1 protein-coding gene is annotated in these 1,055 nt (G+C 69.2%); it reads left to right on the top strand.

Going from position 1 to position 1,055, the window contains the following annotated elements:
- Positions 1-1,055: acetyl-CoA C-acetyltransferase (locus CFB45_RS38005; RefSeq protein ID WP_256978557.1), on the top strand; the 1,055-nt coding region annotated here is incomplete at both ends.

Below are 1,055 nucleotides of genomic sequence, written 5' to 3'. Positions count from 1 at the left end.
GTAGTGATCGTATCGGCCGCGCGGACCGCGGTCGGCAAATTCGGCGGTTCGCTTGCGAAGATTGCGGCGCCCGAGCTGGGCGCGACGGTGATCCGCGCGGTGCTGGAGCGTGCGGGCGTGAAGCCCGAGCAGGTCAGCGAAGTGATCATGGGCCAGGTGCTGACGGCCGGTTCCGGGCAGAACCCGGCGCGGCAGTCGCTGATCAAGGCCGGGCTGCCGACGGCAGTGCCGGGGATGACGATCAACAAGGTGTGCGGCTCGGGCCTGAAGGCCGTGATGCTGGCCGCGAACGCGATCGTCGCGGGCGATGCGGAGATCGTGATCGCGGGCGGCCAGGAGAACATGAGCGCGTCGCCGCACGTGCTGCCGGGCTCGCGCGACGGGTTCCGGATGGGGGACGCGAAGCTGGTTGACACGATGATCGTCGACGGCCTGTGGGACGTGTACAACCAGTACCACATGGGCATCACGGCGGAGAACGTCGCGAAGGAATACGGGATCACGCGCGAAGAGCAGGACGCGTTCGCGGCGCTGTCGCAGAACAAGGCGGAAGCGGCGCAGAAGGCCGGCCGCTTCGACGATGAAATCGTGCCGGTGGCGATTCCGCAACGCAAGGGTGAGCCGCTGCAGTTCGCCACCGATGAATTCGTGCGTCACGGCGTGACGGCGGAATCGCTGGCCGGGCTGAAGCCGGCGTTCTCGAAGGACGGCTCGGTGACGGCGGCGAACGCGTCGGGGCTGAACGACGGCGCGGCGGCGGTGCTGGTGATGTCGGCGCAGAAGGCGGCGGCACTCGGCCTGACGCCGCTGGCGCGGATCAAGGCATACGCGAACGCGGGCGTGGATCCGAGCGTGATGGGGATGGGCCCGGTGCCGGCATCGCGCCGGTGCCTGGAGCGCGCGGGCTGGACGCCGGGCGACCTGGATCTGATGGAGATCAACGAGGCATTCGCGGCGCAGGCGCTGGCGGTGCACAAGCAGATGGGCTGGGACACGTCGAAGGTGAACGTGAACGGCGGAGCGATCGCGATCGGCCACCCGATCGGCGCGTCGGG

The sequence above is a fragment of the Burkholderia sp. HI2500 genome, assembly GCF_002223055.1.
Lineage (GTDB): Bacteria > Pseudomonadota > Gammaproteobacteria > Burkholderiales > Burkholderiaceae > Burkholderia.
The sequence above is the reverse complement of the archived record's forward strand: the minus strand, read 5'-3'. Positions and strand labels throughout refer to the sequence as shown.